This is a genomic window from Streptomyces bohaiensis (genome assembly GCF_012033785.1).
Lineage (GTDB): Bacteria > Actinomycetota > Actinomycetes > Streptomycetales > Streptomycetaceae > Streptomyces > Streptomyces bohaiensis.
Genome location: NZ_JAAVJC010000001.1, coordinates 1 through 19,208, shown reverse-complemented (window position 1 = coordinate 19,208; position 19,208 = coordinate 1). Strand labels below are relative to the sequence as shown.

Here is a 19,208-nt window from a genome sequence, read left to right as displayed (position 1 = left end):
CCGGTACCTCGCCGCGCGGCAGCGGGCCGGCCGTCACCGCACGACAACCCGGAGGAGCCCCGTGACCCCAGCCGACGAGCACACCGACACCCACGCGCCACTGCTCGCACTCGCCCGAGAGGCGGCCGCCCGGGCCGGCGCGCTGCTGCGCGACGGCCGCCCCGCCGACCTCGGCGTCGCCGCCACCAAGTCCAGTCCCATCGACGTCGTCACCGAGATGGACCTCGCCGCCGAGAAGCTCATCTGCGAGTACATCGCGGAGCACCGGCCCGACGACGCGATCCTCGGCGAGGAGGGCGGCACCACCGAGGGCACCAGCGGCGTCCGCTGGGTGATCGACCCCCTCGACGGGACGGTGAACTACCTCTACGGGCTGCCGAACTGGGCCGTCTCCATCGCCGTGCAGCAGGACGGGGAGACCGTCGCCGCGGTGGTCGAGGCCCCCCTGCGGCGGGAGAGCTACCACGCGACCATCGGCGGCGGTGCCTGGCGGACCGGGGGCGACGGGCCCGCGGAGCGGATGACGGCGCGGCCCTCGCCTCCGCTGGAGCACGCCCTCGTCGGCACCGGTTTCAACTACGTCACCGCGGTCAAGACCCATCAGGCCGCCGTCGCGCAGCGGCTGATCCCCGCCGTCCGTGACATCCGGCGCTCCGGCTCCGCCGCGATCGACCTCTGCGACGTCGGCGGCGGGCGGCTGGACGCCTTCTACGAGCGCGGGCTCGCCCCCTGGGACCTCGCCGCGGGTGACCTCATCGCCCGCGAGGGCGGCGCACTCACCGGCGGCCGCCCCGGCACCCGCCCCGACGGGGACCTCACCGTCGCCGCCTCGCCCGGCGTGTTCCCGCTCCTCCAGCCCCTGCTGGAGGAGCTCGGAGCCTGGCACGACTGAGCGGTGCCCACCCGCACACCGATGTGCCCCGGACCGCGGAGGTCCGGGGCACATCGGGCGTGGATCGGTGGATCGCGGAGCGGGCCGCGGAGTGCGTCAGGCGGGGGTCAGGCGGGGGTCCCGACCTCGACACCGTGATCGGCCGCGATCCGGCGCAGGTCGTCGAGCTCCGCCTGTTCGACGTCCACGGTGTACATGTCGCCCGTCTCCCGTGCCTCGTGCAGGCTCGATTCGGCGTGCCGTATGCGCTGGAGGATGCCGGTGGTGAACGCGTCCATGGGGGTGCCCCCTACTCTCGGGTCGGCGGCACTGAGTGCCGGTGGATGTGCGGCCACGGTCGGGTCCGGCGGGTCGGCAGCGACACGGCTTGCCGCCCGGAACGGCCGATCGTGGGGTGTCCAGGGGTCTTCCCCCCGCCGTGAAAGCGGGAAACCTCGCCACGCCACGGAAATCCCACCGTCTCCGACGGTCACCGGACCACCACCGGACGGCCACCCTCCCGCCACGTCCGACCGGCCCCGCCCTCACCGCCGAGCGGGCCGTCGCGCCCGGCCGGGCCGCCACGACGTTGCGCGGTGCGGCACTGCGCGCCACCCCCGGCCGGGGGCACGCCCCCGCCGCCGCGCCGACGCTAACCGCCGGTTTACCGATGGCGCGAGAGGATGACGCCGGCAGCCGCGCCGCGGCTGCCGTAACGGAGGAGGAGCACAGTGCGCGTACTCGTCGTCGAGGACGAGGAACTGCTCGCGGACGCCGTCGCCACCGGGCTGCGCCGCGAGGCGATGGCCGTGGACGTCGTCTACGACGGTGCCGCGGCCCGCGAGCGCGTCGACGTCAACGAGTACGACGTGGTCGTCCTCGACCGGGACCTCCCCCTCCTGCACGGGGACGACGTCTGCCGACACATCGTCGAGCTGGGCCTGCCCACCCGCGTGCTGATGCTGACCGCGTCCGGCGACGTCAGCGACCGGGTCGAGGGACTGGAGATCGGCGCCGACGACTACCTCCCCAAGCCCTTCGCCTTCGCCGAACTGGTCGCCCGGGTGCGCGCCCTCGGCCGCCGTGCCACCACCGCGCTGCCCCCCGTGCTGGAGCGCGCCGGCATCCGGCTCGACCCCAACCGGCGCGAGGTCTTCCGCGAGGAGCGCCCGGTGCAGCTGGCCCCGAAGGAGTTCGCCGTCCTGGAAGTGCTCATGCGTGCCGAGGGGGCGGTCGTCTCCGCAGAGCAGCTGCTGGAGAAGGCCTGGGACGAGAACACCGACCCCTTCACCAACGTGGTGCGCGTCACCGTCATGACGCTGCGCCGCAAGCTCGGGGAGCCGCCCGTGATCACGACCGTGCCCGGTTCCGGGTACCGGATCGGCCAGTGAGCTCCGCCCCGCCGCCCCCGCGTCCGACGGCGCCCCCGAAACCGCACTGGGACCCGCAGCCCACCAGACGCACGCCGTGGCTGCGGCCGACGATCCGGATCCGCCTCACCCTGCTCTACGGCGGGATGTTCCTGATGGCCGGGATCGTGCTGCTCGCCATCATCTACCTGCTCGCCGCCAACGCGCTCCACGACGGCAGCGCCGTCCCGTTCCGCTTCGCCAGCCAGGCGGAGGTGCAGATCACCTCCGACGCCTGCCCGAGCATCAGCGGTCCGGTCGACGCCGAGACCTTCCGCATCTGGTACGCGCAATGCGCCGACCTGCAGCGCGCCGCCGCACTGGACGTCCTGCTGAGCCGGTCGCTGCTGGCGCTGCTGGGTCTGGCGGTGGCCGCCTTCGCGCTGGGGTATGTCATGGCGGGCCGCGTGCTGTCGCCGCTGGGTCGCATCACCCGCACCGCCCGCCGCGTCGCCGGCTCCGACCTGCACCGCCGGATCGAGCTGGACGGCCCCGACGACGAGCTGAAGGAGCTCGCGGACACCTTCGACGAGATGCTGGACCGCATCGACCGGGCCTTCACCGCCCAGCAGCGCTTCGTCGCCAACGCCTCCCACGAGCTGCGCACCCCGCTGGCCATCAACCGGACGCTGCTGGAGGTGCAGCTCTCCGACCCGCAGGCGTCGCCGGAGCTCACCCAGTTGGGGCGTACCCTTCTGGCGACCAACGAGCGCAGCGAGCAACTGGTCGAGGGCCTGTTGCTGCTCGCACGCAGTGAGAACGAGATCGTCGACCGCAAGCCGGTGGACCTCGCGGAGGTGGCCGATCGTGCGGTGGAACAGACCCGTGCCGAGGCCGCAGAGGCCCGCGTCGAGCTGCGCGGTGTGCGCAGGGCGGCCTGCGTCCGGGGCAACGGGGTGCTGCTGGAGCGCATCGCCCTCAACCTCGTGCAGAACGCCGTCCGCTACAACGTGGGGACCGACGGCTGGGTCGAGGTCCGAACGGAGGTGCGCGACGGCGTCGCCGAGCTGGTGGTCACCAACACCGGACCGGTGGTGCCCGCCTACGAGGTGGACACGATGTTCGAGCCGTTCCGACGCTTGCGCACCGAGCGCACGGGCAGTGACAAGGGAGTCGGGCTGGGGCTCTCGATCGTCCGGTCCGTCGCCCGTGCTCACGGCGGTTCCGTCACGGCGGAGCCGCGCGAGAACGGGGGGCTCACGATGCGGGTCTTTCTGCCGGTCTGAGATGATGTAGCGGCAGGAACCGGCAGATGTGACCAATCCCATACTCCGCCCCTTCGAGGGCGGCACGGGACGGCCCCGACCGGCCGTTCTGCCTGTGCGCCGCCCGGCCGGTGGCCCGGATCATCACCTCTTCAGGCGTCCGGCTACGTGTCGGTTGAATAACAGGGCTTGAAGTGAGGCAAAATCTCCGCCTCAGGTCGGGCACAAGACCGGCCTCTCGCGCGTTGACCGCGCTGGAGACACCAGACACCCAGAGGGGGAGAACAGACATGGCTACGGATTACGACACTCCACGCAAGACCGAAGATGATGTCAACGAGGACAGCATCGAGGAGCTCAAGGCCCGGCGGAACGACAAGTCGGCCTCCAACGTCGACGTCGACGAGTTCGAGCAGGCCGAGGGGCTGGAGCTTCCCGGCGCGGACCTGTCCAACGAGGAGCTCTCGGTGCGGGTGCTCCCGCGGCAGGCCGACGAGTTCACCTGCATGAGCTGCTTCCTCGTTCACCACCGGTCGCAGCTGGCCGCCGAGAAGAACGGGCACCCGATCTGCCGCGACTGCGCGGCGTGAGGCCGGGCGGCGGAACCACACGACAGAGGAACGGCGGGCGGGACCCACAGGGGTCTCGCCCGGACGCTCGTCAGCGCTCCGCCTCCCGGACCTCCGGCCGGGCCGCCTCACCGGCGGGAACGGCCGACAGCGCACGCGCCAGCCGCAGCGGGTGGCGCGTGGAGAGGTACAGATACGGTGTGGGGTCCTGCGGGTCGGTGACCTCCACCCGTACCGCGGTGGCGATGTAGCCCCGCAGCAGCAGGTGCGCCCGGGCGTCGGCCCGGTGCGTGCGCCAGGCCCGCGCCTCGTCCGCGTCCAGGGCGTACGCCTCACCGAGGGCGCTCAGCGGCAGCCGCGCCGAGCCCGCCACGAGCACGTCCCCGACGATCCGGATCCGGGCGGAGCCGTAGGAGCTGAGCGCAGCGGCGGCGGCCGCGGCGGCAGCCGCCGTGCCCGCGAGCAGCGGGATCACCCCCAGGGGCAGCAGCGTCACCCCCACCAGCGCCGAGCTGAGCAGACCGAGCAGCCACCAGCTGCGGGGGACGTGGAGTCGTTCGTCGTACTGCTGCATGGGACCAAGCATGGCAGGCGGGACACGCCGGGCACCGCGCGGCGGTATGGTCTGCACCGTGAGTGCTGACCGGAAGCCATCGAGGTGACCTGAGAGTGGACCACGCGCCTGTGGATGTCCTCATCCGCCGGACCGATCCCGACGTCCCCCTGCCCGCGCGGGCCCATCCCGGCGACGCCGGCTGCGACCTGGTGACCACCGAGGCCGCGGAGCTCGAACCGGGCGAGCGGGCGGTCCTGCCGACGGGGGTGTCCATCGCCCTCCCCGACGGTTACGCGGCGTTCGTCCACCCCCGGTCGGGTCTGGCCGCCCGCTGCGGAGTCGCGCTCGTGAACGCCCCGGGCACGGTCGACGCCGGGTACCGTGGAGAGATCAAGGTCATCGTCGTCAACCTCGACCCCCGGAAGAACGTGCGCTTCGAGCGGTTCGACCGGATCGCACAGCTGGTCGTCCAGCGGGTCGAGGCCGTGCGGTTCCACGAGGTGGCGCAGCTGCCCGGTTCCGCGCGTGACACCGGGGGGTTCGGCTCCACCGGTGGCCACGCCGGTGAGCACAACTCCTACGCCCTGAAAGGACAGTGACGTGTTCGGACGTCGCCAGAAGCGGAACGCGGAGCCCGAAGAGGGCATCGACCCCACCGCGCAGGAGGCCCCGGACGAGGCCGAACTGCGTCGCGTCAAGCTGGAACCCGCCCCGCGGCCCGACGGCCCCTGGGACGTCAGCGAGCTGAGCGAGCCCCGCAAGGGCCGGGTCGACCTCGGCGGGCTGTACGTGCCCGGCGTGCAGGGCATGGAACTGCGGGTCGAGGTCGCCGGTGACTCGATCGTCGCCGCCACCCTCGTCCTGAAGGACAGCGCGATCCAGCTCCAGGCGTTCGCCGCGCCCAAGCGCGAGGGCATCTGGGGCGAGGTCCGCGAGGAGATCGGCGCCGGGATCACCCAGCAGGGTGGTGTCATCGACGAGACCGAGGGCCCGCTGGGCTGGGAGCTGCGGGCGCAGGTGCCGGTGCAGCTGCCGGACGGCAAGCGCGGCATGCAGGTGGTGCGGTTCATCGGTGTCGACGGTCCGCGCTGGTTCCTGCGCGGTGTGATCTCCGGCCAGGGCGCGGTGCAGCCGCAGGCCGCCGGGCTGCTGGAGCAGATCTTCAAGGACACCGTGGTGGTGCGCGGGGACAGCCCGATGGCGCCGCGTGATCCGATCGTCCTGAAGCTGCCCGAGGACGCCAAGATGGTGCCGGACGGCGTGCGGCAGCAGCAGGCGGACTCCGAGGACGCCGCCCCGTCCCGGTTCGCCGGAGGCATGGACAAGCTGCGGCGCGGACCGGAGATCAGCGAGGTCCGCTGAGCCGTGCGGCACAGCGCGGGTGCGCGGGGCGCGGCCGGCCGTGGCGGGTGGTTCACCCCTGGCACGCGTGTGCCGACGGCCGGCGCCGGGTGCCCCGCGCGCCGGCTGCCGGGTCGGGCGGGCCGCGCTGCCGCCGCGTCGCGTCGGGCGCCCGTGAACAGGGCGGGACGGTTACGCTGAACGTATGACGCGCGACGGTCGGCACCCTGCCCGGCCCGGCTGGAAGTGGTGGCTGCCGGCTCGGCCGGACCCCACCCCCGAAGGTCTGCCCCCGCAGGGCGACGGCCTCTCGGAGGCCGACCGGCGGCGGATATCCGAATGCCGGGCCACCGCTGCGGGCCGCCCCGTCGTCACCGTGAGCGGTACGCTGCGTGCGGTCGGCACGCAACCCGTCGGCGGAGCTCCCGCGCTGCGGGCCGAGCTCGACGACGGGACCGCGTCGCTGGACGTGGTGTGGCTGGGCCGTGACCGACTCTCCGGGGTGGTGCCCGGGCGTCTCCTGACCGCGTCCGGTCGGATGGCGAACCTCGACGGGCACCCGGTGCTCTTCAACCCCCGATACGAGCTACGACCTCCCGGAACGGAGAAGTGCGGGTGACCTCACTCGACAAGCAGGCCAACGAGACCCTGGCCCAGGGACTTCCGGACGCCGCGCGGACGGACGGGCCGCCCGTCGCCGACGAGCAGGCCACCAAGGCGGCGTTCTTCGACGCCTTCGGCGGCGTGCGGGGGATGGTGGAGACCACCGTCCCCGGCCTGGTGTTCGTGCTCTGCTACACCATCACCCGCGACATCCAGCTCTCCGCGATCCTGGCGCTCGCCATCACCGGCGTCATGTTCCTGGCCCGCCTGGTACAGCGGGGCCCCACCAAGCACGCCTTCACCGGCGTCTTCGGCGTGGTCTTCGGCGCGGTCTTCGCGATGATGACCGGCGACGCGAAGAACTTCTACCTGCCGGGAATGGTCTACACGCTCGGCCTCGGCATCGCCTACGTGGTGACCGCCGCCAGCGGCGTGCCGCTGCTCGGGCTCGTCCTCGGTCCGGTCTTCAAGGAGAACCTCTCCTGGCGGACCAGGAACCCGGGCCGCAAGCAGGCCTACGTCAAGGCCAGCTACGTCTGGGGCGGCATCCTGCTGGCCAAGTCGGCCATTACCTTCCCGATCTACTTCTGGGGCGACGCCACCCAGCTCGGCTGGCTCCGGGTGGCACTCGGCATCCCGCCCTTCCTCGTCGCCGTGTACTTCACCTGGGTGATCCTGGTGAAGGCGCCGCCGCCCATCGACGTCATCGCCGAGATGGAGGCGGAGGAGGCCGCGGAGGCGGCGACCGCCAAGGAGCAGGCGGCGCAGCGCGCAGCCGCGACGGCCCAGTCCGGCGAGACGGGCCCCGTCGAGGGGCCCGCCGCCGACGGTCCGGTCACAGGCGGACCCGAGCACCGCCCCGGGCCGCCGCCGGGCCACGGACACCAGGGGTAGCCGGGGCCGGACAGGACGGAACGCCGGGGCGCGGACGGCGGCGCGCGAGGCCGGTCTGCGAACCATTGACGGCCGGGGCCCAGGGGCCCCGGCCGTCGGTCTGTCCGCGGGCGGGACCGGCACGCGCGGCGCGGGGTGCGACGCACCGGTTCGCCGCCGCCGGGTGGCGGCCTGCACACCGGAGCTCCGGGCGATCAGTCCGGCGCTCGGTCGTTCCCTCGTTCCTCCCCGGTCTCGCCGCCCGCGGCGGGCTCGTCCACCGGACCGGGCTCGGCCACCCGATCGGGGCCGGCGACCCCCGCCGCGGGCTCCCGCGCCCGGTCACCCGCCGGGCCCGGGCCGTCCGCGACGTCCTCCGGTTTCGCCGCCGCCGCATGGCGCGCGCCCGTGGTGTGGCGCGGCGGGGCGAACAGCCCGGCGATCAGCTGCTCACCGCTGGTGGTCGCCACCAGCAGCAGCTCGTCGCCGGCCGCGAGGCGTTCGTCCCGCTCCGGCACCAGGACCCGGGAGCCGCGGACGATGGCGACCAGCGCCACGTCGCGCGGCCACGCCACCTCGCCGACCCCCGACCCCACCAGCGCGGCGTCCGCCGGCAGGGTCACCTCGACCAGGCCGGCGTCGCCCTGGCTGAACCGGAGCAACCGGACCGGGTCCCCGACGCTGACGGCCTCCTCGACCAGCGCCGACATCAGGCGGGGCGTGGAGACGGCGACATCGACGCCCCATCCCTCGTTGAAGAGCCACTCGTTCCGCGGGTCGTTGACGCGCGCCACGACGCGGCCGACCCCGAACTCGGTCCGGGAGAGCAGCGAGACGACCAGGTTGACCTTGTCGTCGCCGGTCGCCGCGATCACCGCGTCGTACCGTTCCAGCCCCGCGTCGTCCAGGGTGGCGATCTCGCAGGCGTCGGCGAGCAGCCACTCCGCGCGCGGCTCCCGCTCCACCTGCACCGCGTCGGGGGAGTGGTCCACCAGCAGGACCCGGTGGCCGTTGTCGGAGAGCTCGGAGGCGATCGAGACGCCGACCGCGCCCGCCCCGGCGATCATGACCCTCATCGTGCGTCCTCCTTCGGCCCGCTCAGCGCGGCGGCCTCCACCTCGGCCACCCGGTCGGAGTGCATCAGCACGTGCACGAGGTCGCCGTCCTGCAGCACGGTCCGGGAGTGCGGCAGCATCGGCTCCCCCAGACGGGTGAGAAACGCGACCCGCACGCCCGTTCGCTCCTGGAACTCGCTGACCCGCCGGCCGAACCACGAGTCCGCGACGGGAAGCTCCGCCAGCTCCAGCGAGCCGCCCGCGTGGCGCCACAGCGGCTCCGCGCCGGAGGGCACCAGCCTGCGCAGCATCTGGTCGGTGGTCCAGCGGACGGTGGCCACGGTCGGGATGCCCAGCCGCTCGTAGATCTCCGCGCGCCGTATGTCGTACACCCGGGCGGCGACGTTCTCCACACCGAAGATCTCCCGCGCCACCCGCGCGGCGATGATGTTGGAGTTGTCGCCGCTGCTGACCGCCGCGAACGCCCCGGCCTCGGCGACCCCCGCCGCGAGGAGGGTCGCGCGGTCGAACCCGGGACCGGTCACCGTGCGGCCGGTGAAGCCGGAGCCCAACCGCCGGAAGGCGGCAGGGTCGCGGTCGACGACCGCCACCGAGTGCCCGAGGTCCTCCAGGGCGGGCGCCAGCGAGGCACCCACCCGTCCGCACCCCATGATGACGATGTGCACGTGACCCCCGTGGCCGATGGTCCGATCCCAGCAAGCACACGGTAAGCCTCGGCAGGGACCGTCGCCGCCCCGCCACTCCCTTCCGCCCGGCGGCGCGCCCCGGTGCCCGCGTCCGCCCCGGTGACCGCGGGCCCGCCGCCCCCGCGGTGTGTCGAACGGTCCGCACCGACCGCGCCGAGGGCCCGGGCGGCACGGGGCCGCGCCGGTCGGTCGCGCCCGGCGAGGCCCTAGACTGAAGCGTCCCCCGGGTCCGGACCGGCCGCGAGCCACCGCGACGCCGGGCGGAACCACCCACACACCGCACCCCGCCACCGGCGAACGCCGTGCCGTGCGCGCGCCCGCAGCGCGCAGCGCGCACCGCGCCGGTCGGGGCCGACGCAACGGAGCCCCTTCCGATGACTTCCGACCGTGACACCGGCACCGACACCGTGACGCCCGCCGAGCAGGCCGCGTCCCTGGTCGGCACCGAGTACGAGGTGGAGGTCGGGCCGGTCGCGCACGGCGGTCACTGCGTGGCCCGCACCCCCGGCGGGCAGGTGCTGTTCGTGCGGCACACCCTTCCCGGTGAGCGCGTCCGGGTGCGGGTCACCGACGGCCGGGAGGATTCCCGCTTCCTGCGGGCGGACGCCGTCGAGGTCATCGAGGCCGACAAGGACCGCATCGAGGCGCCCTGCCCGTTCTCCGGGCCGGGGCGGTGCGGCGGCTGCGACTGGCAGCACGTGAAGCCCGGGCGCCAGCGGCGGCTGAAGGGCGACGTCCTCACCGAGCAGCTCGGCCACCTCGCGCGGATGACCCCCGAGGAGGCCGGTTGGGACGGCACCGTCGAACCGGCACCCGGTGACAAGCTGCCCGCCGGTGAGGTCCCCGCCTGGCGCACCCGCGTCCAGTACGCGGTCGACGCCGACGGCCGCGCCGGGCTCCGGCGCCACCGCTCGCACGAGGTCGAACCGATCGACCGCTGCCTGATCGCCGCCGAGGGCGTCAGCGAACTCGGCATCGAGGCCCGGGAGTGGCCGCAGATCGCCGCCGTCGACGCCATCGCGGCCACCGGTTCGCAGGACCGCCAGGTCGTCCTCACCCCCCGCCCCGGCGGGCGGCTGCCCATCGTCGAGCTGGACCGCCCCGTCTCGGTGATGCGCGTCAACGAGAAGGACAAGAAGGTGCTGCCGGTCCACGGCCGCAGCTTCGTCCGGGAGCGTGCCGACGACCGCACCTGGCGTGTCGGCGCCGGCGGCTTCTGGCAGGTCCACCCCCAGGCCGCCGAGCTGCTCATCGACGCGGTGATGCGCGGCCTCACCCCGCGCAAGGGCGAGAGCGCCCTCGACCTCTACTGCGGTGTCGGCCTCTTCGCCGGGGCGCTCGCCGACCGGGTCGGCGAGGAGGGCGCCGTGCTGGGCATCGAGTCCGGCAAGCGCGCCGTCGAGGACGCCCGCCACAACCTGGCCGACTACCCGCGGGTCCGCATCGAGCACGGCACGGTCGACAAGGTCCTGCCGCGCACCGGCATCAGCGAGGCGGACCTCGTCGTCCTCGACCCGCCGCGCGCCGGTGCCGGGAAGCGCACCGTCGAGCGCGTCGCGGCGCTCGGCCCGCGCCGCATCGCCTACGTCGCCTGCGACCCGGCCGCGCTCTCCCGGGACCTGGCCCACTTCCGCACCGCCGGCTACCGGCCGCGCTTCCTCCGCGCCTTCGACCTCTTCCCGATGACCCACCACCTGGAGTGCGTGGCGATCCTGGAGCCGGTCAAGAAGGAGGCCTGAGCGGCTTGTCCCGCCACGCGCCGTCGCCCGGCGGCGGCGCGCGGCCCGGCCCGGAGGGACGGTCAGACAGCGATCACGGCGACCCGTGTCCCGCACAGAGCGGTCAGGTCCTCCGGGTCGGACGTGAGCACGGTGGCAGGGCCGGGGGCGGCGAGCGCGGTCGCGGCAAGCATGGCGTCGATCGCGTGCTTGTGGCCGTGGAGTCCGGCGTCGGCGAGCAGCGCGGCGGCGTGCCGGGCGAGTGGGTCGGTGACGGGCTCCACGACCAGCCGGGAGAGGGTCCACTCCAGAGCGGGGCGGTTGATCCGCGGGTGCGCGACCTCGACCAAGGTGGCCGCGGAGGTGATGACCCGGAGGTCGTCGGCTCTGGCGAGCGCGAGCCAGGTGGTGGTGGCACGGTCACGCTGGACAGCCTTGGCCAGGCCTTCGCTGTCCAGTACGAGAGTGCCGCCCGGGACCGCGGTCGGAGCACGGGTCACGCGGCATCCGCCCGGCCCGGACCCTGCTGCAGTCGGGCCCGGTGGAGCTCCTCACGCAGAGCCTGGATCTCCTCCTCGGTGACGGGGCCGTGCTCCGCCTCACCGACCGCGATGAGTTCGTTGAGATTGTCGCGCTCGATCTGACGCGCGACCGCTGCGGCGACATAGGCGGAGAGGCCCGACGGCCCGCTGCGTGCGCGTGCTGCCTCGGCGATGTCCTGCGGCATGGTGATGGAGTACTTGCCGGTGGCTTCACTCATGCGACCCATCCTACCGGCGGTGTGCTGCCTGGTGGGTGAATCGGGCACCACGTTCCCGGGGCTGGGTGGGGCCGGGGCCGGCGTGGCCGTTCGCGCGGCCGGGCGTCGACGTCGCTTTCGGCGGCGGGGGTGAGGCCGGTGGGCAGACGAGCCCCCGGCCGCGCCTCGTTCTCTCGGCGTGGTGGCAGTCGACCGGGTCCGTGGTCGTCTCGGTGTCGTCGGGTGGCCAGGTAGGACTCCGCTCCCGCCGCACGTCGAACGTGCCGCCCAGTGGCGGCGGTGCGTCAGCTCTTCGCGGTGTCGTTCTCGCCCGTGTTCAGCTTCTCGCGCATCTTGCGCACCAGCTCCGCCTTGCGGTCGGCGGCGCCCTGGCGGTCGAGGTTGCGGTGCGGGCCGTTGTTCTGCTGCTCGGCGCGGGACCGCCGCTTGCGCTGGCCGCCGCCCTGGCCCACGGGATTGTTGATGTTCTTGCTGTCGGTCACGGGTTCTCCCGGTGGTGAGGTGAAGTGATCTGCGGATTCATCGGGGGGACGGGCGGCGACGCGACGTCGGGGGACGTCAGCGGGGGCCCGTCACGCTCACTCGTAGACCGGCGTCTGGAAGAACATGACGATGACGGTACCCGGTTCTCCGGGTCCCGCGCGCCACAGTTTCGCCGTCCCGGCCGGGATGGAGGTCGCCGGAGCCCAGGGGCGCGCGTGACGGTGGGGGCGCTCGCGGCCGGCGGCTGCCAGCGTCGTGAACTGCTCTCCTGAGAGACCGCGCCCCCGCGGGGTGCCGGCACGCGAGACGCCGTCAGCGCGGCACTTTCGGGCAGCACCGTGCGGCACGGGCCCGTCGTCCGCCGTGGGCGGCGACCGGCGTCGAGCAGGGTGGGGGTTGGTCGGAGCCGGTTCACTCCCGCTTATACATCAACCTGGTACATACGTTATCGTTGGTACATGTCCATGAAGCGAACCAATGTCTATGCCGATCCGGAGGACCTCGCCATCATCAAGGCGGCGGCCAAGCGGCGCGGCATCAGTGAGGCCGAGATCATCCGGCAGGGCATCCACCTCGCGGCCATGGCGAACCGGGTCTGGGACGAGCCTCTCTTCTCCCGCACTTTCGAGGGGGCCGGCCGCACGCTGGACAGGAGCGAGGTGCGTGACACGGTGGCCGATGCTGTACGTCACGAGACCGAAGCAGGCACCGCTGCGTGATCATCGTCATCGCGGATACGTCCGGGCTCCTCGCCGCGCTCGACTCCACCCACCCCGAGCACCAGGCGTCGAACGTAGCGATCATGGCCGCCGGTCTGTTGGTGATGTCGCCGCTGCTTCTTGCGGAGATCGATCACGTGGCCACTCGCGAACTCGGTCGTGAAGCCGCGCTCAGCGCTGTCGACGATATCCGGAACTGGATGCGTCGCGGCCGTGTCGTAGTCCCCGAGATCACGGAGGACCACCTGGGGGCCGCCCAGAGCGTGCGCGCCCGCTACCGGGGCCTCGACCTGGATCTGGCGGATGCGGTGAACGTGGCCCTCGCCGCCGACTTCGACACCGACGCGGTGCTCACTCTCGACCGTCGTGACTTCCGCGCGGTGCGCCCGCTGGGCCACCACAAGGCGTTCCGGCTGCTCCCGGACGATCTTCCGCTCTGACGTCCGGGCGTGATGCGCCCGAGGCATGATTTTTTCCGGCGTACCTCCGGACCGTGCCCGGGATGGCACCGTTCCGGCGACTCCTCATCCGGAGTGCGTGGTGATCCTGCAGGCTGCCGACGAGGAGGCGCCGATCTGCAGGCGCTGTCGCTTGATTCCGTGCGCTCCGGTCTCCGCTCTTCCACGCGCCCGACGATCTGATGCCCGCCACCGCCCGGGCGGATGTGGCAGCACCGTCGGGAGGAAGGCGCAGGGACCTGGAGTGCCAGGACCGGGGCACCGAGTTCACATTCCCCATTCGAGCCGTACCGGCTCGCGCGCCGCGGTCAGTGCCCCGTCGAAGTCCGCGAGACGTTCGGCCAGGGTGGCGGTGGCCACGCGCGGCGGGAGGGCAGCGGAGAACTTCAGGCCGCGGACGGCGCGTGGGTCGACGGTGGGCAGCGTGAGAGCGTCTCCGAGTTCGGCGCGAGCGGACTTCCAGTCGGCAGGGGAGAGGTCCTGGCGCAGGCGGAGATGGGTGTCGGTGGGCCGCTGGACGGGGTCGGCCAGGTTGCCGAGGGACGCGGCGAGGGTCGCGTTGGCGCGGTAGCCGGCCCAGGTCCACCAGCGGGTGGCATCGGCCTCGCGGACCACGAGAGTGCCGGCGGGGTGGACCTCGTGGGGGGCGCGATCGGTGCGCAGCTCGGCGAGGGCGGCGGTGGCGCGGCGGGTGAGCCGGACGTCCGGGTCGGTGCCGAGGAGGACGTCGCGCATGGCGCGGGTGAGGGTGAACGACAGGCCGCGTGGCTCGCCGCCCTGCCATTTGGCCACACCGCCGTCCTCGACGGGTTCGACGAAGGCACGGCGGCGGGCCCAGTCGATGAAGGTGACCTGCCAGCTGCGTCCGGCGAGCAGCAGGCGGCGCGGGCCGGGGCGTTCCTCGGTGAGCACGGTGGGGTCGGTGGTGCCGATCTCGGTGCGCCCGGCGAGGACGGTGAATTCGGGCGGCGCGGTGAAGGAAGCGGTGAGCTCCATGAAGTGGCGGCGGCCGAAGTGCTTCTCGGCCTCGGGGCCGATGAAGAGCATGCCGTCGTCGCTGTCCAGGAAGCCCTCGTCGATCAGGTGCGTCAGGAGCGGTGCGGCCGAGCGGTCGAAGGGCGCGAGGCCGTTCCACCGGTCCGGCCAGAGCCGGTCACCGATGCGGTGTTCCCGCAGGGTGAGCGCGAGCAGCTGCTGGGCAGCGACTCGTGCACTCGGCGGGGCAGGACGGGTTCCGGGTCCTGACCGTGCCGCAGCAGGGCGCCGAGACGGCGGTACGACGGCTGGCCGACCGGCCCTACGGGGCGGCGGTCGTCTCGGTGACCGAGCTGTTCCTGGCCGAGCTGCGCGCCGTGATCGCCGAGGCGGCCAAGCCGAACCGACGTGGGAGACCGTACTCAAGGCCGACGCCGCCGAGGCGGGCACCCCGGCACCACCAGCAGTTGCGGGTCCGTACGGACAAGGCGTGGGGACGCGTCGAGCCGCTCCTTCGCGAGCGTCTGGCCCAGTCCGGCGGCCCGCTGCTGCTCACCGACACCGCGGCGCTCGCCCGTTACGACGCCTTCGACCTTCTGGGCCCACTCGCGGAGGAGTCCCGGCAGGGCGGCAGCCCGCTGTGGCTGCTGGTCGCCCAGTCCGACCCGGCGCGGGCGCCGAGGCTGGCGGGGCAGAACGTGCTGTACCAGGCCGGGTTCGACGAGTGGATCGTCGTGCCGGACGCGTGGGTGGCGCGGAAACATCTGCCGCCGGACGCCGCCTGACGTACGGCGGATCGCCGCCCCTTCTCTCCGCTTTTCCTTCTCGCATCGCCTTCTAGTCACCACTTCGGGAGCAGTTCGTGATCGACCGCAAGAGCCTCCTCAGCGATCTGCAGAAGCAGTTCAAGGCGGCAGAGACCGACCTGGACGCACAGGTCAAGGTCGTTCCCGCGGTCGGGGCACGGCTGCGCGGTGAGTACGACCAGGCGAAGAAGCTGGGGCGGAGCCGAACTCGCAGTTGGGCCGTTCCGTCAGTAGTCGCTGGTCGAACAATGCGCGGATGCAGGGCTCGGGCTGCAGCAGACCAGAGATGACCGTGCACTCGTACGAGTAGAGAGAGATGGCGGACTCCTCGACGGCCGCCCATTCCAGGAACCACGAGGCCAGGCCCGTCTTCCGGGTGAGGCTCTTCGCCGCCGCGTGGAGCACCTTCGAGGCCGGCGATCCGAGGGCGTCGTCCGACCGTTCGAGCAGGTCCCGCGGCGGGAACCGGCGGCCTTGCTCGATCTCGGCGACCTACGCGGGGGAGTACCGCACCATGGGAGCCAACTGCTCCTGGGTGAGGCGCGCTTCCTCGCGAAGCACCTTCAGCACCGCGCCGAAGGTCTTGAGACTGTCGGAGACTGGTTCGCTCTCGCCGCGCCGCCCGCCGGTGCCGACGCCCTCCGCCCCGTTCCCGTTGTCCGTCGCCACCGCAGCCGTCTTCCCCTGTGCTGTCGGGCCACGCCCGCTCCGTCGCCGCGCCCGCCGGACGCCGCTGGGCGTCCCGCACAGCGCGAACCGGAACATCATCACGCACAGCTATCGACCCGGTCCAACGGGTCGACTGGACAGTGTGCGCTGTGCCAGCGGTGGCCCTCCCCGGCGGAGGGTCGCCTGGGCAGGGCGACCGTCATGCCAGCACCTGCACCACATCTCCCAGGCGTCACTCCGGCCCCCTCGCGCCGGTAGCCGCCGCGCCCCCGGCGGATCGGCCGGGCGTGTTCACGCGGCGCTTCCCCGCGACCCGGCGGGGCGCCCGTCTCGCGCGGTTGCTCACCGGGCACCACCTCGGCAGGTGGGGCCACCCCCGTGGCGGCGAGCTGCACGACACCGTCGTCCTGGTCGTCGCCGAACTGGTCACCAACGCGGCGCTGCACGGGCGCGTCCCCGGGCGGGACTTCCTGCTGCGTCTCGACCACGACACGGCGCGGGGCGTCATGCGCGTCGAGGTGAGCGACACCCACCCGGCGCAGCCCGCACGGGCAGCTCCCGGCGAGGGCGACAGCGGTGGTCGCGGCCTGCTGCTGGTCGACGCGCTGACCGTCGCCTGGGGGGTTCGCAGCCGCCGCAGCCCCGGCAAGACCGTCTGGGCCGAGTGCGCCACCGCGCCCCGCCCTCCGAGAGGGCCCGGGGCCACGAAGCGGACCAGTCGGCCGCGGACCGCCCGGGGACAGCACCCGGGCAGGGGAGGAACGGCGGGTGAGTGCGGCGTTCACGGCTGCCCGTTTGTCTCTACGTCCGATCCGCTCGCCACGGCACGCTCGTGCGGAGCGCCGGTGGCCGTCCGGCGACCGACGACACCGAGGAGGGACGGACATGTCCGAACACCCCGAGACCGTGTTCCGCGTGGTGCTCAACGACGAGGAGCAGTACTCGATCTGGCAGGCCGACCGCGACCTGCCCGCCGGGTGGTACGCGGAGGGCACGGAGGGCACGCGGCAGGAGTGCCTGGACCACATCGGGCGGGTGTGGACGGACCTGCGGCCCGCCAGCCTGCGCCGCCGGTCCGACAGCGGCGCCGTGGGCGCGGCGGCCGGGGCGGTCGCGGAGCAGGGCCGAGAGAGCACCCCGGTCTGAGCAGCGTCGCCAACCCGAGGAGAAGCCCCGCGATGACCATCATCTCCCAGACCATGCCCCGACCCACCGCCGTGGCGGCCGTGGCCGCCGCCGACGAGAACACCCCGGTCGCCGTCGGCTACGGCGACGACCGCACGGGGGTCCTCACCGCGGTCGGGTCGACACCGCTGGTGCGGCTCACCCGGCTGCTGCCCGGCGCCCGGTTCCGGATCTGGGCCAAGCTCGAGTCGTCCAACCCCGGCGGCAGCATCAAGGACCGTTCCGCGTACGTGATGCTGAGCCACGCGATCGCCACCGGCGCGGTCGTGCCCGGCAGCGGGACGGTGGTCGAGTCGAGTTCGGGCAACCTCGGGATCGGCATGGCCCAGGCGTGCCGCGCCCTCGGGCTGCGTTTCGTCTGTGTGGTCGACCCCCGCACCAACCCCCAGAACATCGCGATCATGCGGGCACTCGGCGCGGCCGTGCACCTGGTGACGGCACGCGACTCCGCCACCGGCGAGTACCAGCCGGTGCGGATCGAGCGGGTCCGGGAGCTGGTCGCCTCCCTGCCCGGGGCGTACTGGCCCAACCAGTACGCCAACCCCCGCAACGGCTGGGCCCACCGGGTCACCATGCGCGAGATCGAGGACGAGCTCGGCCGCGCCCCCGACCACCTGCTGTGCACCATCAGCTCCTCCGGCACGCTGCGCGGCTGCGCCGACTGGATCCGCGAGCGGGGCCACGCCACGCGGGTCGTGACCGTGGATGCGGAGGGCAGCGCCATCTTCGGGCCGCCGACGGGCCGACGGCTGCTCCCCGGTCACGGCGCCGCCGTCCGCCCGCCGCTGTTCCGCAGCGGGCTCGCCGACGAGGTGATGCACGTCAGCGACCTGGACAGCGTCGTCGGCTGCCGCCGACTCGCGCTTTCGGAGGGGCTGCTTCTCGGCGGCTCCTCCGGTGCGCTGGCGACCGCGCTCGACCGGATGAGCGACCGGGTGCCGGAGGGCTCGGACTGCGTGCTGGTGATGCCCGACCGCGGTGAGCGGTACCTGGACACGATCTACGACGACGCCTGGGTGAAGGCCCAGTTCGGAGAGGTGACGCACCTGTGGAAGGACGAGATGGCGGGAGCGGGGCGATGCTGACGCTCGGCAACGCGGATGTGAGACGGATCCTCGACGGCAGGGAGAAGGAACTCCTGAGCGCCGTGCGCGACGCCTACCTGCAGCACGAGGCGGGGCGCAGCGCGCTGCCGCACTCCGTCTTCCTGCGGTTCCCCGGTGACGACCGCAACCGGATCATCGCGCTCCCCGCCCACCTCGGTGGGGAGGAGCCGAAGGCCGGCATCAAGTGGATCTCCTCGTTCCCCGGCAACGTCGCGCGGGGCCGGGAACGGGCCTCGGCCGCCATCATCCTGAACTCGATGGAGACCGGCGTCCCGGAGGCGTTGGTCGAGGGATCGACCATCTCGGCCCGCCGTACCGCGGCGAGCGCGGCGCTGGCCGCCGGATCCCTGCCGCCGGGGGGCGGCGCGGAGACGGGGGCGGCCCTCGTGGGCTGCGGCGTCATCAACTACGAGGTGCTGCGGTTCCTGCTGGTGGTCAGGCCGGAGATCACCGAGATCACCGTCTTCGACCTGGACGCCGAGCGCGCCGCCGGTTTCCGCGACCGCTGTGCGGCGGAGCTGGCCGGCGACGGGCGGACGGTACGTGTCGCCTCCGACATCGAGGAGGCGCTGGGCGCGCACCGCCTGGTCTCGCTCGCCACGACGGCGACCGTCCCCCACCAGGACCTGGCCGCGTGTGCCCCGGGCACGCTGGTGCTCCATGTCTCGCTGCGGGACGTGACCGTTCCCGCGGTGCTGGCGGCGGTGAACATCGTGGACGACCTCGACCACGTCTGCCGCGCGGAGACCTCCGTGCACCTGGCCGAGCAGGCCACCGGTGGCCGGGGGTTCGTCTCCGCGACGCTCGGCGGTCTGCTCTCGGCCGGTGCCTCGCTGCCGCGCGACCCGGAGCGCGTCACGTTGTTCTCGCCGTTCGGCCTGGGCGTCCTCGACCTCGCCGTGGCCGACCTGGTGCTGCGGGCAGCCCGGGCGGAGGGTGTGGGCACCCGCGTCGAGGATTTCCTCCCGCCGCCGGTCACGCCCGTTTGAGCGGCGCGGCGCGGGGCGACGGGGCCGGCTCCGGCGGCGTCGGTGCTGCCGGAGGTGCCGGAGCTGCCGGAGCTGCCGGTTCCGCCGGTTCCGCCTGCGACCTCGTCGAGGCCGGGCCCCGGGGCGTGCCGGCCCCGGGTCGGGCCACCGC

At 73.3% G+C, this 19,208-nt stretch carries 22 protein-coding genes and 3 pseudogenes; 16 read left to right on the top strand and 9 right to left on the bottom strand.

All coding sequences use genetic code 11. The features are described 5' to 3' along the window. Positions 1-61 precede the first annotated feature (61 nt). Positions 62-892 (top strand): inositol monophosphatase family protein, encoded by an 831-nt coding sequence (locus HCN52_RS00125; protein WP_168086242.1) that lies wholly within the window; start codon positions 62-64, stop codon positions 890-892. Positions 893-999: 107 nt separating this feature from the next. Here the strand turns inward: HCN52_RS00125 and HCN52_RS00120 are convergent, their stop codons facing one another. After that, entirely contained in the window at positions 1,000-1,170 is a 171-nt protein-coding gene (locus HCN52_RS00120) for a hypothetical protein (RefSeq protein ID WP_168086241.1), read from the bottom strand. A 432-nt stretch (positions 1,171-1,602) separates the two neighbouring features. Here HCN52_RS00120 and HCN52_RS00115 point away from each other — a divergent pair, with 432 nt between their 5' ends. From HCN52_RS00115 to HCN52_RS00105, 3 genes are all read left to right on the top strand, one after another. Beyond that, the gene (locus tag HCN52_RS00115) at positions 1,603-2,262 is read left to right on the top strand and encodes a response regulator transcription factor (protein WP_168086240.1); all 660 of its coding nucleotides are present in this window, start codon (positions 1,603-1,605) and stop codon (positions 2,260-2,262) included. Then, complete coding sequence (locus tag HCN52_RS00110) at positions 2,259-3,506, top strand: sensor histidine kinase (protein WP_168086239.1); 1,248 nt, start codon at positions 2,259-2,261, stop codon at positions 3,504-3,506. Before HCN52_RS00115 ends, HCN52_RS00110 begins: the two co-directional genes overlap by 4 nt. 269 nt (positions 3,507-3,775) lie before the next feature. Then, the gene (locus tag HCN52_RS00105) at positions 3,776-4,075 is read left to right on the top strand and encodes a DUF4193 domain-containing protein (RefSeq protein ID WP_103503706.1); all 300 of its coding nucleotides are present in this window, start codon (positions 3,776-3,778) and stop codon (positions 4,073-4,075) included. A gap of 70 nt (positions 4,076-4,145) precedes the next feature. Here the strand turns inward: HCN52_RS00105 and HCN52_RS00100 are convergent, their stop codons facing one another. After that, positions 4,146-4,628: a DUF3093 domain-containing protein gene (locus HCN52_RS00100; RefSeq protein ID WP_168086238.1), complete on the bottom strand. Its 483-nt coding sequence runs from the start codon at positions 4,626-4,628 to the stop codon at positions 4,146-4,148. A gap of 95 nt (positions 4,629-4,723) precedes the next feature. On the opposite strand from HCN52_RS00100, the gene dut reads away from it, so the two are divergent. The 4 genes from dut (at position 4,724) to HCN52_RS00080 (ending at position 7,448) form a co-directional block, all read left to right on the top strand. Continuing rightward, on the top strand, positions 4,724-5,209 hold the full coding sequence (dut, locus tag HCN52_RS00095) for a dUTP diphosphatase (protein WP_168086237.1): 486 nt from the start codon (positions 4,724-4,726) through the stop codon (positions 5,207-5,209). Position 5,210: 1 nt separating this feature from the next. Then, the gene (locus HCN52_RS00090) at positions 5,211-5,972 is read left to right on the top strand and encodes a DUF3710 domain-containing protein (RefSeq protein ID WP_168086236.1); all 762 of its coding nucleotides are present in this window, start codon (positions 5,211-5,213) and stop codon (positions 5,970-5,972) included. A gap of 184 nt (positions 5,973-6,156) precedes the next feature. Next, positions 6,157-6,570 (top strand): OB-fold nucleic acid binding domain-containing protein, encoded by a 414-nt coding sequence (locus HCN52_RS00085; protein ID WP_168086235.1) that lies wholly within the window; start codon positions 6,157-6,159, stop codon positions 6,568-6,570. Next, complete coding sequence (locus HCN52_RS00080) at positions 6,567-7,448, top strand: DUF3159 domain-containing protein (protein ID WP_376767064.1); 882 nt, start codon at positions 6,567-6,569, stop codon at positions 7,446-7,448. Before HCN52_RS00085 ends, HCN52_RS00080 begins: the two co-directional genes overlap by 4 nt. Positions 7,449-7,843: 395 nt before the next feature. Here HCN52_RS00080 and HCN52_RS00075 read toward each other — a convergent pair. Together HCN52_RS00075 and HCN52_RS00070 are read right to left on the bottom strand one after the other, a co-directional pair. Then, a pseudogene (locus HCN52_RS00075) lies at positions 7,844-8,503 on the bottom strand (potassium channel family protein); the annotation flags it as partial. Further along, a complete protein-coding gene (locus HCN52_RS00070; protein ID WP_168086233.1) occupies positions 8,500-9,168 on the bottom strand; it encodes a potassium channel family protein in 669 nt (222 codons plus the stop codon). The gene HCN52_RS00070 and the pseudogene HCN52_RS00075, both read right to left, overlap by 4 nt. A 395-nt stretch (positions 9,169-9,563) precedes the next feature. On the opposite strand from HCN52_RS00070, the gene HCN52_RS00065 reads away from it, so the two are divergent. Next, on the top strand, positions 9,564-10,928 hold the full coding sequence (locus HCN52_RS00065) for a class I SAM-dependent RNA methyltransferase (protein ID WP_168086232.1): 1,365 nt from the start codon (positions 9,564-9,566) through the stop codon (positions 10,926-10,928). 62 nt (positions 10,929-10,990) lie between these two features. On the opposite strand, the gene HCN52_RS00060 is transcribed toward HCN52_RS00065, so the two are convergent. From HCN52_RS00060 to HCN52_RS00050, 3 genes are all read right to left on the bottom strand, one after another. Continuing rightward, a complete protein-coding gene (locus HCN52_RS00060; RefSeq protein ID WP_168086231.1) occupies positions 10,991-11,407 on the bottom strand; it encodes a PIN domain-containing protein in 417 nt (138 codons plus the stop codon). Further along, positions 11,404-11,667 carry a CopG family transcriptional regulator gene (locus tag HCN52_RS00055; RefSeq protein WP_168086230.1) on the bottom strand — a complete coding sequence of 88 codons (264 nt, stop codon included), beginning with the start codon at positions 11,665-11,667 and terminating at the stop codon, positions 11,404-11,406. The genes HCN52_RS00060 and HCN52_RS00055 overlap by 4 nt, the downstream gene beginning before the upstream one ends. Positions 11,668-11,951: 284 nt before the next feature. After that, entirely contained in the window at positions 11,952-12,149 is a 198-nt protein-coding gene (locus tag HCN52_RS00050) for a DUF6243 family protein (RefSeq protein ID WP_168086229.1), read from the bottom strand. Positions 12,150-12,608: 459 nt separating this feature from the next. On the opposite strand from HCN52_RS00050, the gene HCN52_RS00045 reads away from it, so the two are divergent. Both HCN52_RS00045 and HCN52_RS00040 read left to right on the top strand, forming a co-directional pair. Beyond that, entirely contained in the window at positions 12,609-12,869 is a 261-nt protein-coding gene (locus HCN52_RS00045; protein ID WP_168086228.1) for a ribbon-helix-helix domain-containing protein, read from the top strand. Continuing rightward, positions 12,866-13,309 (top strand): PIN domain-containing protein, encoded by a 444-nt coding sequence (locus HCN52_RS00040; protein WP_168086227.1) that lies wholly within the window; start codon positions 12,866-12,868, stop codon positions 13,307-13,309. The genes HCN52_RS00045 and HCN52_RS00040 overlap by 4 nt, the downstream gene beginning before the upstream one ends. Before the next feature lie 285 nt (positions 13,310-13,594). Here HCN52_RS00040 and HCN52_RS00035 read toward each other — a convergent pair. Next, a pseudogene (locus tag HCN52_RS00035) lies at positions 13,595-14,554 on the bottom strand (DEAD/DEAH box helicase); the annotation flags it as partial. Here HCN52_RS00035 and HCN52_RS00030 point away from each other — a divergent pair. Next, positions 14,536-15,087, top strand: a complete 552-nt coding sequence (locus tag HCN52_RS00030) for a hypothetical protein (protein ID WP_245174758.1) — start codon at positions 14,536-14,538, stop codon at positions 15,085-15,087. The pseudogene HCN52_RS00035 and the gene HCN52_RS00030 sit on opposite strands and share 19 nt — an antisense overlap. Before the next feature lie 513 nt (positions 15,088-15,600). Here HCN52_RS00030 and HCN52_RS26305 read toward each other — a convergent pair. After that, entirely contained in the window at positions 15,601-15,777 is a 177-nt protein-coding gene (locus HCN52_RS26305) for a helix-turn-helix domain-containing protein (protein WP_209313983.1), read from the bottom strand. Between the two features lie 17 nt (positions 15,778-15,794). Here HCN52_RS26305 and HCN52_RS26300 point away from each other — a divergent pair. The 4 genes and pseudogenes from HCN52_RS26300 to sbnB all read left to right on the top strand — a co-directional run. Further along, a pseudogene (locus tag HCN52_RS26300) lies at positions 15,795-16,424 on the top strand (ATP-binding protein); the annotation flags it as partial. 238 nt (positions 16,425-16,662) lie between these two features. Continuing rightward, positions 16,663-16,923 (top strand): MbtH family protein, encoded by a 261-nt coding sequence (locus HCN52_RS00015; RefSeq protein WP_168086301.1) that lies wholly within the window; start codon positions 16,663-16,665, stop codon positions 16,921-16,923. 32 nt (positions 16,924-16,955) lie between these two features. Beyond that, on the top strand, positions 16,956-18,047 hold the full coding sequence (gene sbnA / locus HCN52_RS00010) for a 2,3-diaminopropionate biosynthesis protein SbnA (protein WP_168086300.1): 1,092 nt from the start codon (positions 16,956-16,958) through the stop codon (positions 18,045-18,047). Continuing rightward, positions 18,041-19,057 carry a 2,3-diaminopropionate biosynthesis protein SbnB gene (gene sbnB / locus HCN52_RS00005; RefSeq protein ID WP_168086299.1) on the top strand — a complete coding sequence of 339 codons (1,017 nt, stop codon included), beginning with the start codon at positions 18,041-18,043 and terminating at the stop codon, positions 19,055-19,057. Before sbnA ends, sbnB begins: the two co-directional genes overlap by 7 nt. The last annotated feature ends 151 nt before the right edge of the window (positions 19,058-19,208 follow it).

Excerpts from the sequence above, each read along its gene's own strand:
- HCN52_RS00120 (WP_168086241.1), bottom strand. The coding sequence starts at position 1,170 with ATGGACGCGTTCACCACCGGCATCCTCCAGCGCATACGGCACGCCGAA.
- HCN52_RS00105 (WP_103503706.1), top strand. The coding sequence starts at position 3,776 with ATGGCTACGGATTACGACACTCCACGCAAGACCGAAGATGATGTCAAC.
- HCN52_RS00100 (WP_168086238.1), bottom strand. The coding sequence starts at position 4,628 with ATGCAGCAGTACGACGAACGACTCCACGTCCCCCGCAGCTGGTGGCTG.
- HCN52_RS00085 (WP_168086235.1), top strand. The coding sequence starts at position 6,157 with ATGACGCGCGACGGTCGGCACCCTGCCCGGCCCGGCTGGAAGTGGTGG.
- HCN52_RS00065 (WP_168086232.1), top strand. The coding sequence starts at position 9,564 with ATGACTTCCGACCGTGACACCGGCACCGACACCGTGACGCCCGCCGAG.
- HCN52_RS00055 (WP_168086230.1), bottom strand. The coding sequence starts at position 11,667 with ATGAGTGAAGCCACCGGCAAGTACTCCATCACCATGCCGCAGGACATC.
- HCN52_RS00045 (WP_168086228.1), top strand. The coding sequence starts at position 12,609 with ATGTCCATGAAGCGAACCAATGTCTATGCCGATCCGGAGGACCTCGCC.
- HCN52_RS00015 (WP_168086301.1), top strand. The coding sequence starts at position 16,663 with ATGTCCGAACACCCCGAGACCGTGTTCCGCGTGGTGCTCAACGACGAG.
- sbnA (WP_168086300.1), top strand. The coding sequence starts at position 16,956 with ATGACCATCATCTCCCAGACCATGCCCCGACCCACCGCCGTGGCGGCC.
- sbnB (WP_168086299.1), top strand. The coding sequence starts at position 18,041 with ATGCTGACGCTCGGCAACGCGGATGTGAGACGGATCCTCGACGGCAGG.